Origin of the sequence: Synechococcus sp. CS-1326 (assembly GCF_025128115.1) — a bacterium.
GTDB lineage: Bacteria > Cyanobacteriota > Cyanobacteriia > PCC-6307 > Cyanobiaceae > Regnicoccus.
The window spans coordinates 10,306-29,521 of record NZ_JAHLYV010000031.1 but is presented as its reverse complement, the minus strand read 5'-3'; the positions used below and the strand labels follow the sequence as shown (position 1 = coordinate 29,521).

General features: G+C 66.3%; 14 protein-coding genes. 3 read left to right on the top strand and 11 right to left on the bottom strand.

The features are described 5' to 3' along the window. Positions 1-26 precede the first annotated feature (26 nt). The 3 genes from KQ307_RS12480 to KQ307_RS12470 form a co-directional block, all read right to left on the bottom strand. Positions 27-884: an LCP family protein gene (locus tag KQ307_RS12480; protein ID WP_259701678.1), complete on the bottom strand. Its 858-nt coding sequence runs from the start codon at positions 882-884 to the stop codon at positions 27-29. 242 nt (positions 885-1,126) lie between these two features. After that, on the bottom strand, positions 1,127-1,774 hold the full coding sequence (locus KQ307_RS12475; RefSeq protein WP_259728139.1) for a ParB/Srx family N-terminal domain-containing protein: 648 nt from the start codon (positions 1,772-1,774) through the stop codon (positions 1,127-1,129). A 99-nt stretch (positions 1,775-1,873) separates the two neighbouring features. Beyond that, entirely contained in the window at positions 1,874-3,670 is a 1,797-nt protein-coding gene (locus tag KQ307_RS12470; protein ID WP_259701676.1) for an ABC transporter ATP-binding protein, read from the bottom strand. A 141-nt stretch (positions 3,671-3,811) separates the two neighbouring features. Here KQ307_RS12470 and KQ307_RS12465 point away from each other — a divergent pair, with 141 nt between their 5' ends. Then, positions 3,812-3,958 carry a hypothetical protein gene (locus KQ307_RS12465; RefSeq protein ID WP_259728138.1) on the top strand — a complete coding sequence of 49 codons (147 nt, stop codon included), beginning with the start codon at positions 3,812-3,814 and terminating at the stop codon, positions 3,956-3,958. 139 nt (positions 3,959-4,097) lie between these two features. Then, positions 4,098-4,298: a hypothetical protein gene (locus tag KQ307_RS12460; RefSeq protein ID WP_259728137.1), complete on the top strand. Its 201-nt coding sequence runs from the start codon at positions 4,098-4,100 to the stop codon at positions 4,296-4,298. Between the two features lie 16 nt (positions 4,299-4,314). Here the strand turns inward: KQ307_RS12460 and KQ307_RS12455 are convergent, their stop codons facing one another. The 4 genes from KQ307_RS12455 to KQ307_RS12440 form a co-directional block, all read right to left on the bottom strand. Beyond that, the gene (locus KQ307_RS12455) at positions 4,315-4,605 is read right to left on the bottom strand and encodes a hypothetical protein (RefSeq protein ID WP_259701674.1); all 291 of its coding nucleotides are present in this window, start codon (positions 4,603-4,605) and stop codon (positions 4,315-4,317) included. Between the two features lie 67 nt (positions 4,606-4,672). Beyond that, complete coding sequence (locus tag KQ307_RS12450; protein ID WP_259728136.1) at positions 4,673-6,394, bottom strand: DEAD/DEAH box helicase; 1,722 nt, start codon at positions 6,392-6,394, stop codon at positions 4,673-4,675. Positions 6,395-6,727: 333 nt separating this feature from the next. Then, the gene (locus tag KQ307_RS12445; protein WP_259728135.1) at positions 6,728-7,093 is read right to left on the bottom strand and encodes a phosphomannose isomerase type II C-terminal cupin domain; all 366 of its coding nucleotides are present in this window, start codon (positions 7,091-7,093) and stop codon (positions 6,728-6,730) included. 3 nt (positions 7,094-7,096) lie between these two features. Next, a complete protein-coding gene (locus KQ307_RS12440) occupies positions 7,097-7,318 on the bottom strand; it encodes a hypothetical protein (RefSeq protein WP_259701671.1) in 222 nt (73 codons plus the stop codon). A gap of 126 nt (positions 7,319-7,444) precedes the next feature. Between KQ307_RS12440 and KQ307_RS12435 the strand changes: the two genes are divergently transcribed. Further along, positions 7,445-9,616: a glutamine synthetase III gene (locus tag KQ307_RS12435; protein WP_259701670.1), complete on the top strand. Its 2,172-nt coding sequence runs from the start codon at positions 7,445-7,447 to the stop codon at positions 9,614-9,616. Between the two features lie 11 nt (positions 9,617-9,627). On the opposite strand, the gene KQ307_RS12430 is transcribed toward KQ307_RS12435, so the two are convergent. From KQ307_RS12430 to KQ307_RS12415, 4 genes are read right to left on the bottom strand one after another with little or no spacing between them, the layout of a single operon-like run. Continuing rightward, positions 9,628-11,316, bottom strand: a complete 1,689-nt coding sequence (locus KQ307_RS12430) for an AAA family ATPase (protein WP_259728134.1) — start codon at positions 11,314-11,316, stop codon at positions 9,628-9,630. Beyond that, positions 11,313-15,152, bottom strand: coding sequence for a UvrD-helicase domain-containing protein (locus KQ307_RS12425; RefSeq protein ID WP_259728133.1), 3,840 nt, complete (start codon positions 15,150-15,152; stop codon positions 11,313-11,315). The genes KQ307_RS12430 and KQ307_RS12425 overlap by 4 nt, the downstream gene beginning before the upstream one ends. After that, positions 15,149-18,502: an exodeoxyribonuclease V subunit gamma gene (locus KQ307_RS12420; protein WP_259728132.1), complete on the bottom strand. Its 3,354-nt coding sequence runs from the start codon at positions 18,500-18,502 to the stop codon at positions 15,149-15,151. The genes KQ307_RS12425 and KQ307_RS12420 overlap by 4 nt, the downstream gene beginning before the upstream one ends. Beyond that, positions 18,496-19,176, bottom strand: coding sequence for a metallophosphoesterase (locus KQ307_RS12415; protein ID WP_259728131.1), 681 nt, complete (start codon positions 19,174-19,176; stop codon positions 18,496-18,498). Before KQ307_RS12415 ends, KQ307_RS12420 begins: the two co-directional genes overlap by 7 nt. Positions 19,177-19,216 lie beyond the last annotated feature (40 nt).

Genomic DNA, 19,216 nt, shown 5'->3' with positions numbered 1-19,216 from the left:
CGGGCTTCATCCCCGGCGGTGTGCAATCAGAACAGGAATCGGTAGCGACCCTCGCTGGCCCCATCGCCACTGCTGGAGCTGTCCGTGCTCACGGCCGGCCAGTCTGCCTCCCAGTAGCTGATGCCATTCTGATCAAAGGGTCGGCCACCGATCCGTTCGGTACTGAGGTTGGTGGCGGCCATCGCGGTGATCAGGCCGCCGATCTGCATCGGCCCGAGATCGGTCTTGACGTCATCGCCGGCCGCTGCCAGCAAGCTCGGCAGCCGCACCAGATTCTCAGGCCGGGTCAGCTTGGCGAACAGGGCACTGAGCACCAGTTTCTGGCGATCAATCCGACCGATGTCCCCTGCTTCATCGTGGCGCCAGCGCAGGAAGCCTTCCAGATCCCTGCCCTTCAGGGTCTGTACACCAGGCTGGAGATCGATGTAGAGCCCCTGGCTGTTATCGACGTAGTACATCCGCTTCGGCACGTTCACTTCCACACCGCCGAGCACATCGCCCATCCTCCGGATGGCACCCAGGTTGATCAGGAGGTGATGGCCGATTGGACGGCCCAGCCGATGGCTGAGTTCTTCCTTGACGGCATCCGTGCCGCCGTAGGCATAGAGAGCATTCGCCTTGATCGGCCCGAACCGTGGTGAATTGATGTAGGTGTCCCGGGGAACCTGGGTGATGGTGGTGTGGCCGTCGGCAACCCGCAGGGTCAGCATCACATCGGTGTTTCCACCGCCGACGTCGGAGCCGAGCACGAGCAGATCCTGGTCGGTGTTGGCCCAGGCCGTGAACGGATTGGGGATGGCCCGGGTGTCAATCTTCCAGCCGGAGCTGACCAGGCCCGCCAGTGGTGCCGCGAGCAACAGCCCGCCGCTGAGGCCGGCCACCATGGCGAAAACCACGATCCAGGGACCGGATCTGGACCGCTTGGAACTGAGTCTCAATGTCGGTGCAACGGTTGTAGGTGGTGGAACGTGGTCTGAAGAGCCGACCGGGAAGGCTGCACCACGGGAGGCATCATCTCTTAATCCTATTTCATCTTTCCCTGATCCTTTGCTGCCGGGGCGCCCGCTGAGCCAGGTCCAGATCGCAAGCAGAGAGGCTGTCCCGACAGTGGTTAAAAGTGGTGGCTTCAGATCCAGCCTTCCCCTGGGATTCCGCCGCCGCGGCGGCTCCGCACCAGCATTCTTGCCTCCTGCAGGGCCGGCTCCAGGTTCCTGGAGCTGAACGGCGGCAGGGGTTGTCTTCGCAGCCAGGCTCCCCAGTGGAACTCCAGGAACGGCACGGAGGGCTGCGGGCGGATCAGACCCTCCTGTTTCAGCTTCCAGACCAGGCTCCGGTATGGGTCGTCCTGAAGCTCAGTCAGATGGCGAGGCAGGCGTTCCGGTGGGTAGGGACCCTGGCCGTCCCGGTCGATCAGATACAGCCAGCCGCGCCGGTTCAATTCCTCCAGGCAGTAGCTCTGGCTGGCTCCTTTCAGCTCCAGCACCACCGAGCAGAAGACCGTGGTCTGCGGGGCCACATCAAGCAGGGCCCGCAGACGGTGGTGGCGATCGATCATCCAGTGCTCCCCGGCACTGCTCACGGCGATCGGCACCGGTCGGTTGCGGAGATAGCGCCGCAGACTCTGGGGTGATTCGAGCCGGAAGTCGCTGGTGCGTGCCTCCACTTCCGCCAGTCCCAGGCAGAGCTGGGTTGGCTGGAGGCAGCTCAGCGGCAGCTCGATGAGTTCACCCCCCGGCGGGGGCAACGGCTGAAACGGGCCTGGGATCGGCGCCATGGGCGGGCACAGCTGGTGCGGATAAAGAGAGCCCTCCCTCACATCGTGCAACATCCAGGCAGCTAGCGGCGTTGCCGCCGGCCATGCCCTCCGCTCGGCTCAGGCCGTCAGGGCTTCGCTGGCCCGCAGCCCGGCCTGCACCCTCCAGAGATTGGCGTAGACACCGCCATGACGCAGGAGGTCGTCATGGTGGCCGCTTTCGACGATCCTGCCCTCCTCCATCACCACGATCCTGTCGGCATGGCGCACCGTGCTGAGGCGATGGGCAATCACCAGGGTGGTGCGCTCAGCGGTGATCAACTCCAGGGAGCGCTGAATGGCGGCTTCTGTCTCGTTGTCCACCGCGGCGGTGGCTTCATCGAGGATCAGCACCGGTGGATCCTTCAAAATGGCGCGGGCAAGGGCGATCCGCTGGCGCTGGCCTCCGGAAAGCCGCTGTCCCCGCTCTCCCACCACCGTGGCGTAGCCGTCGGGCAGCGCCTCGATGAAGCCGGCCGCCTCGGCAAGCGCGGCGGCGTGGGCAATGGCCGCCGGGGTGGCGTCAAAGCTGCCGTAGGCGATGTTCTCGGCCACGCTGCCGTGGAACAGGAACACCTCCTGACTGACCAGCCCGATCGCTCGCCGCAGGTCGCCCAGCCTGAGACTGCGGATCGGCACCCCATCCAGCCGGATCTCTCCTTGATCCACCTCGTAGAGCCGCAACAACAGCTTGACGAGCGTGCTCTTTCCGGAGCCGGTGGCCCCGACGATTCCGATCGTGTGACCGGCGGGAATGGTCAGATCGAAGCCCTTCAGCAGGGATTCCCGTCCGGCGTAGCCGAAGCTCACATCCAGGAACTCCAGTGCTCCGCGCACCGCCGCCAGGGGAAGGGGCCGATCACCGCTGGGGATCGCCACCGGGGTGGCCAGCAGGTCAAGCACCCTGTCGGTGGAGGCCATGGCGCGCTGGTAGTCATCGAGGGTGCGGCCGAGGGTGGTGAGCGGCCACAGCAGCCGCTGGGTGATGAAGACGAGAAAGCTGTAGCTGCCAATCGCGATCGCCCCCTGCCAGGCCTGGAGGCCGCCGATCACCAGGATCGCCACGAAGGCGAACAGGATCGCGAAGCGGATCAGAGGGATGAAGGCCGCCGAGAGCCGAATGGCGTGGCGGTTGCTGCTCCGGTAGGCCTCGCTCTGCCGGCCGATCCGCTCCAGTTCCCAGGACTCGGCGGCGTAACTCTTGATCGTGAGCATGCCGCCCAGGTTGTTGACCAGGCTGCTGTTGAGATCGCTGGCCCGATCGCGCACGTCGCGATAGCGGGGGGCCAGCCGTTTCTGAAACAGCAGGGAGCCCCAGAGAATCGCCGGGATCGGCAGAAAGGCGACTCCAGCCACGCCGGGTGAGAGCACCAGCATGGCGCCACCCACGGCCAGCACCGTGGTGATCAGCTGCAGAACCTCGTTGGCGCCGTGGTCGAGGAAGCGCTCCAACTGGTTGATGTCGTCGTTGAGAATGGCCAGCAGCCCTCCGCTGCTGCCCGCTTCGAAAAAGGCCATCTCAAGCCGCTGGAGATGGTCGTAGGCGTCGAGGCGAAGCTCATGCTGCACGGTCTGGGCCAGGTTGCGCCAAAGCACGCCGTAGAGGTATTCGAACAGGGATTCGGCGCTCCAGATCAGAAAGGAGAGCACCCCCAGCACCGCCAGCTGGCTGGGAACGCTGCTGAAGCCGAAAGCCGCCAGCCAGGACGACTGCTGCCGCACCACCACATCGACGGCCAGGCCGATCAACACCGGTGGGGCCAGGTCGAAGAGCTTGTTGAGCACCGAGCAGGTGGCAGCCAGCCAGACCAGGCGTCGATGGGGTGCGAGCGTGGCCAGCAGACGGGCCAGGGCGGGATGCTCGGGTGATGCAGCCATGCGGAAGGCGGAATTCAGGATCGGTTTGACATGAGCTGTTTTTGCCCAGCCGGCGCCACTAGAACGGGAAAGACTCCAATTGGAGCAGATCCGTTGACTCGCTCACGCTCTTTCACACGGTTCCAGCGCTGGACGGCCAAATTGCGCCGTCGACACCTGCGCGCTTCATTGCCTGAGCAGCGCGAGGGCGAACTGCTTCTGCTCGAGCCCGCCGCCAGCTTGCGCTCCCAGGGCTGGACACGGGATCTGAGTCTTGATCTCGACGAGCTGCACGACAGCAGGCTCTGAATCCATCAATTAGCGTGATTCGCTCTGGGGCCAGCCCTGGGATTCATTGGAAGAAAATCCGAAGAGATCGAAAAACGCGTTGCCAATTTGGCCCATCTGGGTTCATTGTGCTGAAACCCTAACGTTGCGATTTCACCCCATGGCTTCGCCCGTTGCCTGGAGTATGGCTTGGAGTGAGAGCGGAGAGCTTGCTTTCGCCGACCGTTTTGACCTGCTCCAAACGCTGATTCGCACCGAAACCCCTGAAGTTCAATACGCGTTCGTCGCCAGCCTGGAAAGACTATCCCTGGAGGAAGTGTCATGCCTCTGCACCGACGGCCTGACCGGCCAGACCGCCTGAGGGAGGGCTGCGATGATCACATCCTGAACCGTTCCTGTGTGCGTTTTCGGCAGGTGGACTGTGCGGCGTCCAGTCCACTCCCCTGATTGATCTGATCGAGGAAACAGGAGCAGGTGTAGGTGCTCATTCCTGGTGGTGCCACTTTGCCGGCGGCCTGGAAGGCAGCGCTGAATCCAGCCAGGCAGAGTCGCTCGACCACAACCTCGTCCTTGCTCTGGGCCTGAGCCTTCTCAGTGCCAACCAGTGCAACCAGCGGCATCAGGGAAAAGGCCGAGACCACAGCCAGCCAGCCGGGCACGTATCGCATCCTCTGGTCGGACGATGGGACGAAATCCGGTGCTCGGCGCATGGGTTGCTCGATCAAAGGGAAGGCGTCAGCTGGAGAGGCGGCTGATCTGAAGTTCCTTGTTCATGACCCGCAGCTGCTTCAACGCCGTGAACACATCATCCGGCATTCCCTGGGGCAGATCGATCGTGCTGTGGGTGTCGAAGATCTGGATGCGCCCGATGCTGCGACCGGCGAGACCGGCCTCATTGGCGATGGCGCCGACGATGTTGCCCGGCTTGACGTGGTCGCGCCAGCCCACTTCGATCCGGAACCGGTCCATATCGGCATCCGGCACGGAGGGCCCATCCTGCCTGGAGAACCCATCGCGACCCTGCCGATCGGGCCGCCGCCGCTCACCACGACGGTCGTCGTCATCGCGGCTGCGTTCCCGATCACGCTGGCCGGTGGAGCGTTGCCAGTCTTCGTTGCCATGAACCAGCAGGGGCTTGGTGCCGACAGCAAGCTGAAGGGCAGCCAGAGCCAGCTGCTCCGGGCTTGCCTCGATCTCGCCTCCAACCCGTTGGAGGATCTCGCTGAGCAGGGCCAGCTCCTGCTCGGCAGCGCGGGGCTGCTGGACCAGGGTGGTGAGCTCCAGGCGCAGACGGTCGAGCCTGTTCTGGTTGATGTCGGCATTGCTGGGAACCGCCATCGGCTCGATCGGCTTGCCCACCGCACGCTCCAGACCGGTCAGGAAGCGGCGCTCCCGAGGGGTGAGGAACAGGATTGCATCGCCCTGGCGGCCGGCTCGGCCGGTACGGCCGATCCGGTGGACGTAGGCCTCACTGTCGAAGGGAATGTCGTAATTGATCACCAGGGTGATCCGCTCGACATCGAGGCCCCGGGCGGCCACATCCGTGGCCACCAGCACGTTCACCTGGCCGCTGCGCAGCCGCTCGACGGTGCGCTCACGCTGCGACTGGGGAACATCACCATTCAGGACGGCCACGTCGTAGCCGTGTTGCTCGAGGGCTTCAGTGACGGCCAGGGTGATCGCCTTGGTGCGGGCGAAGATGATCACACCCTCACTGCTTTCTGCTTCCAGAACTCTGGTGAGGGCCTCGAGTTTCTGGGAGCCGTTCACGATCAGATGACGCTGGCGAATCGTGCTCGATTCGGCGCCTTTCTGGCGGATGGTGACTTCTGCGGGGTCCTTGAGGTATTGGCGTGAAAGGCGCCGAATCTCCGCAGGCATGGTGGCGGAGAACAGCACAACCTGCCGCTGTTCGGGAAGCTTCTCAAGCACCCATTCGACATCGTCGATGAACCCCATGCGGAGCATTTCGTCGGCTTCGTCGAGCACGAGGCTGCGCAGCCCGGACAGATCGAGGGTTCCCTGGCGCATGTGATCCATCACCCGGCCCGGTGTTCCCACCACCACCTGGACACCACGGCGCAAGCGCACGATCTGATCACGGAAGTCGGCGCCGCCGTAGATCGGCAGGACGCGCACCTGGGGCAGCTTGCTGGCGTAGGTGTTGAACGCTTCGGCCACCTGCAGAGCCAACTCCCGGGTCGGGGTGAGAACGAGTACCTGGGGGGTGCGTTGGCTGGGGTCGAGCCGTGAGAGCAGGGGGAGGGCAAAAGCCGCTGTCTTGCCTGTTCCCGTCTGGGCTTGTCCGACCAGATCGCGGCCCAGCATCAGTTCGGGAATCGCCGCTTTCTGGATGGGCGAGGGAGTGGTGTAACCGCAGGCTTCGACGGCTTCAATCAGGGGAGCGCTGAGGCCGAAGCCATCGAAGCCGCCTGGGGTGCCAGAGACGGAGATCAAGGGAGCGGCCGTTTGGAGAGGCTCGGCAGGGATCAGGGAATCCGGCTCAGGATGGCCGCTGACTTGTTCGCTGATCGTGTCTGACGTGGTGGTGGCGTCTGACGTGGTGAGGTTGTCGGAAGTCGTGAGGTTGTCGGAAGAGCACGCGAAGCTCTCGCAAGCGGAAGGCTGGGTCACGGAGATTGTGGAGGCGTTGGCCTGGAATGTCCTTCAACGCAGGCCGGCAGCGATCCAAATCTTTGGCCTATTGGGCCTGAAGCAAGACTGCCTTGCCCTTAATCAAAGGGTGAAGAAGAATTGTATCACCAGGCACTCCACCCACTCCCGGATGCTTCAGCGGAGTGAGGCCATCCGTCCGTAATCGTCGGCGAGTCGCTCGATGTCGTCTTCGTCGAGCCTCGATCCGATCTGAACCTCCAGGATCGCCAGAGGGATGGCGCCTGCCGTGGCCCTGTGCACAGCGCCCAGGGGAATCAGCAGGCGGGTGCCCTGCTCCGCTTCGATGACCTGCCCATCGCATTCCAGCGTTCCCGCACCCTCAATCACCACCCAGTGCTCGCTGCGCTGCTGGTGACGCTGCAGGCTGATCCGCTGGCCCGCTTTGAGTTGAAGCCGCTTCACTTGATAGCCAGGGCCGCTGACCAGGCATTCGAACCACCCCCAGGGTCGTTCACAGCGTTCTGCTTCGAAGGGGGGCACAGCTCAGGAAAAGGCGGACGGTTTCCAGGCCTGGGCCCGGGCCAGGCTGATCTCGGCGATCTTGTCGTGGGAGTGCAGCCGCCTCTGGATCTGGTTGCTGCAGGTCTGCCAGCTGGGCGGCGTGGCCGAGCCGTCGAAGCAGGCTTCCGAACGGTCTTCGAGCATCCGCCCCAGCGTGGCCTCACCTCCTGTCGGATCCGGCAAGAGCAGGTAGTAGCGGATCATGAGGGCCGAGCTCGTTGTTGCTCCTTCAGTCTCTCCCATCAGCCCGGCCCGGGGGTTCGGTAGCAATGGCTTCATCTCAGCGCCTCGCCGCAACCAAAGATGCAAACCGAGCCAAATTCCTGACCCATGCCCAGTCCCCAGCGCCTTGCCGCTTTCCGTTCAATCCAGGAACGTCCGGCGGCGGCAACGGCCCCCAATGCACCCCTTCAGGAGCTCTGGGCCCAGGACGTTTTTGATCTCGCCAAAATGAAGGCGGCTCTTCCCAAGGACGTCTTCAAGTCGGTTCAGAAGACGGTCAAGGAGGGCGGCAAGCTTGATGTTTCGGTGGCCAACATGGTTGCCCAGGCCATGAAGGAGTGGGCAACGAGTCGGGGAGCTCTCTATTACGCCCACGTCTTCTATCCGCTCACCAACTCCACCGCCGAAAAGCACGACGGCTTCATTTCGGTCCAGGGAGACGGCTCCACCATCACCGAGTTCACCGGCAAGGTGCTTGTCCAGGGCGAACCTGACGGCTCCTCCTTCCCCAACGGCGGCATCCGCTCCACCTTTGAGGCCCGCGGTTACACCGCCTGGGACATCACCAGCCCGGCATTCCTGATGGAGACTCCGAACGGGGTCACCTTCTGCGTCCCCACCGTTTTCATCTCCTGGACCGGCGAGGCACTCGACAAGAAAACGCCTCTGCTGCGCTCCAATGCGGCCATGAACCACGAGGCCCAGCGGCTGCTCAAGCTGATCGGCTACACCGACGTGGCTCCGGTCAACTCCAGCTGCGGCGCCGAGCAGGAATACTTCCTCGTGGACAGTGCTTTCGTGGCGCTTCGCCCGGATCTCCTGCTCACCGGCCGCACCCTGTTCGGAACTCCTTCGGCCAAGGGCCAGCAGTTCGACGATCACTATTTCGGCGCGATCCCTCAGCGGGTCCAGGTCTTCATGCAGGACGTGGAGCGGCAGATGTACACCCTCGGCATTCCCGCCAAGACCCGTCACAACGAAGTAGCGCCGGGCCAGTTCGAGCTCGCCCCCTTCTTCGAGGCTGCCAACGTGGCCACCGATCACCAGCAGCTTACGATGACCCTGCTGAAGAACACCGCTCGGAAGCACGGCATGAACTGCCTGCTGCACGAAAAGCCGTTCGAAGGCATCAACGGCTCCGGAAAGCACGTCAACTGGTCGGTGGGCAATGCCACCCAGGGCAACCTTCTGGATCCCGGCAACACCCCCCACGAGAACATGCAGTTCCTGCTGTTCTGTGGAGCCGTGATTCGCGGCGTCCATCTCTATGGCCCCCTGCTGAGGGCCGTGGTGGCCACGGCCGGCAACGACCACCGGCTCGGGGCCAACGAAGCCCCTCCTGCGATCATCTCGGTCTACCTCGGCAGCCAGCTGGAAGATGTCTACAGGCAGATCCTCGAAGGCGAAGTGACCGGATCCGCCACCGCCGGGGTGATGCAGCTCGGTGTCGACACCCTGCCTGAATTCCCCAAGGATCCAGGCGATCGGAACCGCACATCACCCTTCGCCTTCACCGGCAATCGCTTCGAGTTCCGGGCCGTCGGCTCCAACCAGTCGGTGGCGGGCCCCCTCGTGGCGATGAACACGATCCTGGCCGATTCGCTCCGCTTCGTGGCCGATCAGCTGGAAGCCAAGCTCGGGGCGGGTGAAACATTGCCCAACGCAGCCTTTTCGGTGCTCAAGCAGATCATGCAGGAGCATGGTTCGGTTGTGTTCGGCGGCGACGGCTACTCCGAGGCCTGGCATCACAAGGCCGTCGAAGAGCGCGGACTGGAGAATCTCCGCACCACTGCCGATGCTCTCTCCGTGCTCCAACGGGAGGATGTCCGCCAGTTGTTCGTCAGTGAAGGGGTGCTCAGTGCCGTTGAACTGGAAAGCCGCTACGAGGTCTACGCCGAGCAGTACGTGCTGGCGATCGAGGTGGAAGCCAAGCTTGCGCTTCAGATGGCCCGTACCCAGGTGTACCCGGCCGTCATGACCTATCTGGGCCAGCTCTCCAGCTCCCTGCACCACCAGGAAAACCTCGGCCTTCCCCCAGACCGGGCGATGGCCGGCAAGATCGCCAGCCTCAACCAGCAGCTGCTGCAGACCTGCACGAAGCTGGAAGAGGCCATCGCCAGCCCACCCCACGGCGATGCCCAGGCCCACATGAACCACTGCGCCCACACCCTTTTGCCCTTGATGGAAACCCTGCGGGAAGCCGTCGATGGCCTGGAAACGCTCGTGGATGATGCGATCTGGCCCCTGCCCACCTATCAGGAGATGCTGTTCGTCCGTTGAGCCACAGCTGATCACCCCCCTGGCAACCAATCGGTTCCCTCGGGGGTGATCAGCACACAGCGATCCCTGGCCCGGGTCAGTCCTGTGTACAGGGATCGTGGATCAGGATGCTGGGTGACTGGCATCAGCAGGCAGACGGTTTCATATTCACTCCCCTGGGCCTTGTGGATGGTGAGGGCAAAAGCAGCGGCGGCTGCTTCCAGCCGGGCTGGGTGAATCAGCTTCGGCTCCGCTGGCGTCCTGCCGTCTGCAGCCGCGAACAGGACAACCCCTCCGGATGGCTGCACCACCACTCCCACGTCTCCATTCGCGAGATCTGCCTCCTCCTGATTGCGGGTGCAGATCACCGGAGTGCCGGGGGGCCAGCGCGAAGGTCCACCGTTGAACCGTTCCCCCAACAGCCGGCGGTTGAGTTCTTCCACCCCCCATGGCCCACGCCGCAGAGGGGAGAGCACCATGAAGGCCTCAAGTTGCTGCAGCAACACGTCTGCTGTGTGGGGATCATCGAGGCTGAAGCCTTCCGCCAGGCGGCGCAGTTCCCGCTGCTGCTCCAGCATGCGTTTCTCCAGTTCCAGCGGCAATCGGAGCGTGGGGCTTCTCAGCCAGCTGAGGTTGTCAGCCGGGCTGAGGCGATCCAGTCGCTCCAGGACAGCGGAACGGTCCCCATGGCGCAGCAGCGAGGCAACGCCGGCAATGGCACCGGCATTGCGATAGGTGGTGCCGAGCTCAACGGCAGCCTCTCCCAGCTGTTGCCAGCGCTCCGGTCGATGCAGTTCGCTCAGGATCGCTCCGGCTCCCACCGGTGGCAGCTGGGCCGGGTCTCCCACCAGCAGAAGCTGGGCCTGGGGCGGCAGGGCGTCGAGCAGGGCGGTTGCCAGGTTGAGGTCGAGCATCGACGCTTCATCGACAACCAGCAGATCGATGGCGAGGGGATGATTGCGGTTACGGCCAAACCGCTCCCCATTGCTTTCGAGCAGGCGGTGAAGTGTGCTGCAGGGCAGGGCCCGCAAGGCCAGAGCCAGGCTTTCCGGCAGCACGGCGCAGCGATCTTCGATGGCCCGCTTCAGCCGGCTGGAGGCTTTGCCTGTGGGTGCTGCCAACCAGGTCCGCAGCCCTGGGTTGAGGCTGATCACCGCCGCCAGCATCGCCACCACGGTGGAGGTTTTCCCGGTTCCGGGTCCACCGCCGAGCACCACGAGCTGATGCTGCAGCAGGGCCTGCAGGGCGCGTTGTTGCTGCGGGTCGAGCCCGTTGCGAAGGCTGATGTCTGCTGCGACCTGGCTCTGGGCTGCTGCTGCCACCAGCTCAAGGCGGGGAGCAAGGGCCCGCTCCTGGAGAGCCGCAAGCACCGATTCCTGCTGCTCGTACCAGCGGCGCCAGGCGATTCCTCCCGTCGCCGTTGCCACAAGCGGCGCTGGTGGATCAGCCGGATCACTGCTGACTGCCGCCAGGCCCGATCGCTCCAGGGCGGCGCCGTGGCCGGCCGGCCAGGCAGCGGCGGATACCCCATCCGGGGGCGGGCCAGTCAGGTCGAGTTCCAGTCCCCCACGCTCCAGGGCCGAGGTGAGGGCCCTGATCAGTTCACTCAGCAGGGGGTCGGGCGCCACTCCATAGAGCCGGGGCAAGGCTTCGGCCATCGCCTCCGCCAGGGGACCGTGCCACGGCTGTTGTGCTCGACCCGCCGGCCCGGCAGCCGTCATCGCTGTCCCTCCCGCAGGAGCGCATCGAGGGATTCAAGCCTGGCCAGATCGAGGGACTCCACCAGCATCCCGGGCACGAAGCTCCCTGCCGCCGCCTGCCTGGGAAGGGGGCCCGGCACACCTCTCAGGAACACATAGACGTAGCCCCCCAGGTGCTGACTGGCCCTGTAACCCGGCAGCCGCCAGTCGAGGTAGCGATGCAGGGCCACCAGATACAGATGGCCCTGAAGCAGGTAGTGGTTGCTGCGCATCAGCGCTGCGATCGACTCCTCGCCGTAGTGGCGCGGCCCGCAGGCCAGCGGCTGGCCCGCCTGGTCCCGTTCGCCCAGCCAGTTGCTTTTCCAGTCGGCCACCCACCAGCGCTCCGCCCCGGCGCTGTCGGGGGCGGTGAAGACCAGGTCCATCGAACCGGTCAGGAACCCCCGGCTGGCCACCGGTAGATCGGCCAGCTGGTCGGCATAGGTGGGCGCGGCCGCCAGAGGCTGTTGCCGGAACACCTGGGCCAGGCCGGAAGCCCGCACCAGCTGACCTTCGCCGCTCGCCAGCGGCAGATCGAAACCCATTTCATTGAGCCGTTGGTTGATCGGCAGATCAGCCAACCGGAACGCCCCCAGGGCGCCGCCCATCGGCGTGAACCGCAGCTGATCCAGGAACCGGAGTACGGCGTCCCGTTCACCGGCCTCGATGCCGGCCCGTGCCAGCTCCCGTTCCACCAGCTCCGCCTGGGCAGGGGTGTTGGCGGGCAGCTGGTGGTCCACCTGCTCCAGGATGCGGTGGAGGCAGTCTCCAGCTCCGGCGCCCCGGGGGAAGAAGGCCAGTGGCCCCTCCCCGGCCCAGATCGAGCGGGACGCCTGGCCTGGGCCCACCGCCAGGTCTTCTGCCGCCACCGCATCGCTGATCCCAGCGCTGATTCCATCGGTTTCGCGTCCTTCCTCCAGGGCGATCGGTCCAAGACTGGAGGCCGCGCCATGGGTCCAGCTGGAATAGCTGCTGCGCCCCCAGCCATCGCCAAGGGACCGCTCGGGTCTCGGCCCGGTGGCCAGCACCCCCTGGGGGGGGGGGGACTGCCAGCGTTCCGCCTGGTCCGCCGCCTCCGGTGGGGTGATCAGCTGCAGCCCGGGGATCTGCTCCAGGTCGATGCGCCGCTGGATGGGGGCGAGATCATCCCCTTCAGACGGAAGGGGGAGCGTGGGAAACAACCAGGGCAGCAGCGGATTGAGGGCCTGCTCCTTGGCGGGCCCGTAGCAGAGGATCAGCAACTGCATCGCCCGGGTTGCGGCCACATAGGCCAGCCGCTCGGCTTCCGCCCCAAGCTCCTGCCGCTCCTGCTGCAGCGCCGCGAGGCCATCGCCCCAGCAGGCATTGCGATGCAGGTCGAGGCGTACCTGCTGTTCCCCCGGCGGCGTCCAGCGTCGCCCCAGGCTGCTGGCGCCAGCACGGCCGCGGCTGCTGCCGGGCGCCTGCCAGAGATAGGGGCAGATCACCACGGGAAATTCCAGTCCCTTGCTGCGATGCACCGTCACCAGACCCACCGCGGAAGGAACGGTCGCGCTGTTCGGCTGGTGCTTCTCCGGCAGGGTCGCCGGGGGGTGATGCCGGCGTCGCCGCAACCAGTCGGCGGCGGCCGCCGCCCCGAACCGTTCCTGATGCATGCGCTCCTGGACGAGCTCGGCGCACTGCTGCAGATCCGCCAGCAAGCCGCCCCGCAGGGTGATCTCCGCCAGGGTCTCCGCCCGGATCAGCTCGCCCAGGGCGGCCAGCAGCCCGCGACTGGCCAGGTCGGCGGAGAGGCGGGCGACCTGGCCGGCCAGGGCGTCCCAGCTGCCGGGGCTGGCCTCGGCGATCTGCTGGGCGCTCCAGCCCAGCAGGGGGGAGGCCGCCAGCAGGCGCCGGCTTCGAGCCTGGCCAGGCTTCGCCAGGGCATCCAGCAGCCGCTGCAGCACCGCCGCTCCTTCGCTCAGGAAGACATCCTCCTTGCTGACCAGCCGTGAGGCCACGCCTCGCCGCTCCAGGGCCTGGCGCAGCGCCTCCGCCTGGTCGTGGCGGCTGACCAGCAGGCAGATGTCCTGGGGCAGGAGGGCACGGCAGCGATCACCCTCCCGGACCTGGATGCCCCGCACCAGCAGCTGAACGATCAGGCAGCCCACCTGCTGGGGCAGCTCCCGCTCCAGGGCGCTGCGACTCGGCAGGGGAGCATCAGCCACCGTGCCGCCAAGCCAGAGCAGTTGCAGGGGGGAGTCGCCAGCCGGCAGGGACAGGCTGATTCCGCCGGAGCGTTCGGCCACGACGGCGGGAACCTCCAGGCCGGAGCGTGCCAGCCCCTTCGCCATCAGTCCATTCAGCGAGGCCACCAGGGGTGCCGAGGCGCGGAAGTTCGATCGCAGTACCACCACCCGGGGGGTGATCTGTCGCACGGCCTGGTAAGTGGCCAGGTCACCGCCCCGGAAGCGGTAGATCGCCTGTTTGGGGTCGCCCACCATCACCAGCAGGTGATCCGGCCCGTCTCCGGGCAGCGATGGGTTCAGGAAGGCCTGCCGCAGGATGCGCCACTGAATCGGATCGGTGTCCTGGAATTCATCGATCAGGGCAACCCGATAGCGATGCGCCACCGCAGCGATCAGTTCCCGGTGGGCCGTGCCCTCCAGGCCTGGATCCAGCCCCCGGAGCAGATCGCCGTAACTCATCCGGCCGCTGCGCCTCCGCCGCTCTGCCACCTCCCGGCGGGCCCAGTGGCAGAAATGGGCGAGCATCGCCTCGGCAGGCCCATCCACCAGGCCCGCAACAGCCTCCATCAGGGGGCGCTCCGGCAGGGAAACAGCCGCTCCTTCCCAGCGACTGGCCTGCTTGGTGAAGGGGCCCGGGTGGAAATAGTCACTGAGGCCGTTCGGATCCTTCACCGTGTCGGCGTAGGACCCCATCCCATCCCCCGCCTGCTGGGCGATCAGCCAGTCGGAGAGCTTCCGGTGGCGGTCGATCTTCGGTTTGAGCGGATACTCCCTGGAGGTTTTGGCACCGAGCGACTTCCAGTGGGCCGGGGCTGCCTGCAGGGCCCCATAGAGGAGCTCCCCTCTGGTCTGCCAGAGCTGGACGAACGCGTTCCAGAGCTGCTCCCAGAGGTTGATCAGCTGGCCGGGCAGTGGCAGCTCGGCCTGGAAACCGCTCGGCAGGGGGGCAAGACCCAGGGCCGCATCCCCCTCCAGCTGGGCCAACAGGCTGATCAATCCCTTCAGGCTCACCCCCCGGCGCCTGAGCCCATCGAGCAGGTGGCTGGGCAGGGGCAGCATCTGCTGCTGCCAGTAGTCGTGGCAGATCTGCTCGACCAGGGTGTTGGCATCGGTGTCCAGCTCGACGTCGGGGCCGAGCCCGGCCTCCAGCGCCTGGCGTTGCAGGGTGCGGCGACAGAATCCGTGGATCGTGGTGATGTCGGCGGCATCGAGGTCTTCGAGGGCCAGCAACAGCCGTGCCCGCAGCCGTGGGCTGGCCTCGATGCTCCCCTGGCTGGCGAGCCAGGCCCGCAGGACGTCGTCGATCCCCTCGATCCCAGCGGCCTCTCCAGCCGCCGATTCCAGATCAGCGATTCCCTGCAGCGCCTGCAGCAGTCGCCGGCCGATGCGATCCCTGAGTTCGGCGGCAGCGGCATCGGTGAAGGTCACCACCAGCAGTTCCCGCAACGACAGCTGCCGTTCCACCACAAGCCTCAGCACCAGGTGGGCGAGGGCAAAGGTCTTGCCGGTGCCGGCGCTCGCTTCCAGCAGCAGCACACCGCCTTCCAGACCCACCCCGTTGGCCTCGAAGTCGACCGGTGGCGCTCCCGGCTGCGACTGGAGCTGGGTCATGGTTCTGACCGCAGGGCCAGCAGAGGGGTCTGGAGTTCGATCGACAGCTCATGGAACGGCCCGAACGTCCCCGCCACAAGCTCCCTGGCGGTTGTATCTCGGCCGAAGCAGAGGCTGATGGCCGGGTCCTCCCGTTCCGCTCTCTGGCCGAAGCCGCTGCCTTCCCAGCAGGCCGTGGCCTTGGCAAGACCGGTGCCGGGGCTGGCGAGCTCCGCTTCGGCATAGGCCCAGCCGGTGGCCGGTGGCACTGGCCAGCAGTGGCTGCGCTGGTGCCAGCCCAGCCACTGCTCCAGGATCGAACCTGCCTGAAGGGAAGTTGGGGGGCGGAGCTTCTCCACCACCGCAAAGGAGTTCTCGTGGCGGGCGACCAACACAGCACCCGAGGCCTGGGCCCCACAGGCGCCCGAGAGGATCAGCTGCAAGGCCAGCTCCAGGCGATGGGAGGCCTGGGCTTTGCTCGTTTTGACCAGCACGAGCGTGGTGTCATGCCAGAGGACGGTGGCCTGCAGGGGCTGGAGCGAAACCAGTGGCGGCTGCCAGTGGTGCGTCTCCTGGTGGGGGGTGCCAAGACGTTCCAGACACTGCTTCAGCGAACCCCAGCGTTCGTTAAGGGCCTGGGCTTCGAGGATGCCGGCCGCCAGCGGGGGCAGCAGGCCACGCCCCCGGGTGCGCTGGATCCAGTCCGGCGGATCGGCTCCGCCTGGGGCGGGATCCGCATCGAGCACGCCACGAAGCAGGGCGGCACGCTGCCTTTCATCGAGTTCGAGGTCTTCGAGATCCTCGATGGCCTCGCTCCATTCCCGCGCCTCCAGGCCCAGGCTGCGAAGCCAGTGATCCTGGGGCCTGATCAGCCAGTGGCGGAGATCGCGGTAGGCCTCCTCCGCTTCCAGCCGTTCCGTTGCCGCCGCGACGCCAGGTTCGCCCCGCACGTTCCGGCCAGGACCCCGCAGGATCAGGGGTGCGGTGGCCCCCTCCCATCGATCAGTCCCTGGTCCGAGGCTGCCTGAGCGCTCCAGCTGCTGCAGCACCCTGAGCAGGCGCTGATCACAGCTGGCGGGCTGGCGCCCGTCCTCGACCAGAAAGTTCCGGCGATCGAGCGGACTGGCGGGATGGTTCACCAGCAGGGAAGCCGCCGCTTCCTCCCCCAGTTCCGAGCGCACCAGCTCCAGCCACTGGCGCACCGGAGCAGCCGGTGCAATCGGTTCGCCGCTGTGTTCCTCGCGGCAGTTCCAGCAGATCAGCAAATGATCCCGGGCCGAGAGCAGCGCCTCGATCAGGCCGTAGCGGTCTTGATCGGCGCTGTGGGGATCACCCAGGCGGCGGTGGTTCTCCATCAGATCGAAACCCGGCCGTGTCCCCTGGCGGGGAAAGGCCCCGGCATCGAGTCCGATCAGGACGATCACCCGGTGGGGGATGGCGCGCATCGGCTCGAGGGCACTGATCGTGAGAGCACCGCTGCGGTGCCCGAAACGACCGCTGTCGGCTGAGAGACGTTCCTTCAGCACCGCGGCCACCACTGGAGCCGTGAGCTGAAGGTCGCAGCTGGCCGCGCTCTGATGCCAGCTGGCGATCGCCTCCCGGATGGTCTGCAGTTCCCAGGCCCGATCTCCACCATCACCGAACAGGAGCGTGAGCAGCGGCGGCAGCCGGGCGGCCCATTCGGCGGCGCTGTGGGCGCGGGCCAGTTCAGTCAGCACCTGCCGCAGGCTGGTGAGCAAACGGATCCAGCGACCCAGCTGTTCGACCGTTCCCCCCAGCCGGTGGGGAGCGCAGTCGCCGACCGCCACTCCGGCTTGATCGGGCAGGGCCAGGCCGAGCAAGAGGCGATCAATCGCCCAGGACAGGCTGTGGCTGGCGTTTCCTCCGCGCTGCTCGGCCGCCAGTCCCCAGCGGAAGCCGCAGGTCTGGAGCGTGGAGCTGAGGGCGGCGGCTTCGCCCGACTCGAGCTGGAAGTGCTCCTGCAGCGCCGTGTTCTGGAGCAGGGTCTCGAGCGCGCTGGCGGTGAGCCGCTCACCCCCCAGCAGCAGCAGTTGCAGCAGTGCCGCGCTCAGGCCCGCTTCCCCCTGCTGGCTTCGGTCCGTGAGTCGCCACGGCAACACCACGCCGGTGGCTGCCGTGTCGCCGAACACGGCGGCCAGCAAGGGAGCGAGTCGGTCCACATCCGGGGTCATCACCAGGATGTGACGCGGTTCCAGGCTGCTGTCCTCGGCCATCAGCTGCAACAGGCGGTCACGCACGATCTGGACCTGCCGCAGCCGCCCGGGACAGGGGTGGAACTCCAGGGAGCGATCCCCCGCCCGCCAGCTCAGTGCCTGCGGTGCGGCTCCCTCCACCAGTTGTTCCTGGAGCTGCTCCAGCAGCCGGGGGCTTCGCCCCTGCGCGGTGGCGGCCGTGGCGGGAAGAAAGAACAGGTCCCGTTCCTGGGCACAACCGAGCTGGGCTTCGCCGGTTCCCTCCAGGAGCTGCTGAAACTCCCCGCCCAGGCGACCGAAGCGTCCCTCCAGGGCCGGAGCCTGAACCAGCCAGTCGAGGGCGAAGGGCTCGGTGAGAGCCACGGCATCGCGGAGCTCCTGGCGCCGTTGGCTGCAGCGCTGCCACAGGTCGCGACAGGGGGTCAGCAGGTAGATGTCGACCGGCAGAACAGCCGAGAGGGCCTGGAGCAGTTGCACCTGGAGTGGGGCGCCGCTGCTGAGACCGAACAGCCGCAGCGTGCCCGTCAGTCCTTCCACCCGGGCGGTGCCAAGGCGCAGCCGCTCGATCGCCTCGATCAGCCTGAGACCGAACGGCTGCACCCCAAGACGGGCCTGCAGCTGGCGGAAGAGCAGTGGTTGCCAGCGCTGCAACTCGGGCAGCGGCTCGCCGCGATCATCGCGGTCTTGACCGCCCGACCAGGTCGCCAGCATGGCCGGCCTGTAGAGGGTGAGATCGTCGAGGCTGTCGGCGATGGCCCGGCCCAGCTGCCAGAGCGGGGCGTCGAGCCGTTGGCTGTCACCGCGACTCTGCAGCCAGCGCTCGAGCAGAAACGCCTCAGGCGCCTTGGCCAGCTCCGGCAGCAGCTCCAGCACCGGCCAGACCAGATTTGTGGCACGCCAGGGATCGTCGGCCGCGGCAGCATCGTCGAGCAGGTGATTGACGATCTGACGCAGACGGCTGGCCGGAAAGGGAAACCGCAGATTGGCGACGATTCCACCCAGCTCCACGGCGAGCTGTTCCCCCAGCCAGCGGCTGGTGGGCCAGGTGTTCACCACCACCTGGATGGTTTCCCAGGGGCTGGGAGGGTCGAGGCGGAGCTGCTGGGCCAGCAACTGGGCGAGAAACTCGGCCCGGTTGCTGCGATAGACCGTCAGCAAGGGCAGGGGGCCAGGAAGGATCGCTCCAGCTCCTGCCTGATGGTCCGGTCGTCCGGGAGCGAGCCCGCGCCCGGCACACTGACTGTGTCGCCGGTTTCGGGGCAGTAGGCCGTCAGCCGCCCCCCGTAGCAGGCTCCTGTGTCGATCATCACGATCGAATTGCGGCGGCGTTTCACGACCTGCTCAGGGGTGTGGCCGATGATCACGTCGCCGAAACGTCCGTCGTAGGCCCGCCAGAAGGGGGCGCGGATTCCCAGATCAGGCTTCCAGGTGGATGGATCGAAGCCGGCGTGGGTCGCCACCCAGCCCTGGCCCCAGTACGCCAGCGGGAGGGAAGCGAGCCGGCGCCGCCAGAACCGGCACTGCTCCGTACCGAGCTGGCGGAAGGTGTCGGACCCGGCCAGGCTGGGGTTTCGGATCGAATCTCCCCGGCTCAGTGCATCCAGCAGCTTCTGCTCGTGGTTGCCGCGCAACCACACCGCCCGACCACTCTGGACCAGGCTCCAGCCCAGTTCCATCGTTCTCTGGATCTGGGGCCCACGGTTGATCAGATCTCCACAGAGGATCAGCCGATCAGTCCTGGGGAGCCTGGAGATCAGTTCTGCGAGGGCCTGGGCGCAACCATGGACATCACCGATCACCCAGTGGGGCTGATGGGGCGGTGCAGACGCCATGGAACGGGCGGGTTGAAGAAGCTTGCGCTCTTGAAGTCTG